The 270-nt window shown below is 58.9% G+C and carries 1 protein-coding gene; it reads left to right on the top strand.

Features of this window, described 5'->3' with window-relative positions:
- A partial coding sequence (locus SB754_RS20455) for a glycosyltransferase family 4 protein (RefSeq protein WP_410784193.1) occupies positions 1 to 270 on the top strand: 270 nt, incomplete at its 3' end.

Here is a 270-nt window from a genome sequence, read left to right as displayed (position 1 = left end):
GTGGCTTACGGTGAAGGCCCTTTGGAAAGGTCGCTGGCTTCCACTTCAGGGTCCTCGGTCGAGTGGCGTGGATGGGCCGACTCGGCAAGCTTGTGGAATGGTGCGTCGATCTTCGTCGGGACGTCCGCGCGGGAAGCCTTTGGTCGAAGCGCAGTCGAGGCTGCGTCGGCGGGCTTACCGATCGTGATTTCTGCCGAGTACGGAGCAGCAGAGTTTCTTGTCACTGACAAGGATTTGCGATCGGTTTGTATTGTTGACTCGTCTGACGCA

The organism is Leifsonia sp. SIMBA_070 (assembly GCF_046534635.1).
Classification (GTDB): Bacteria; Actinomycetota; Actinomycetes; order Actinomycetales; family Microbacteriaceae; genus Leifsonia.
Note: the sequence above shows the minus strand (reverse complement) of the source record. Positions and strands in the feature narration are given on the sequence as shown.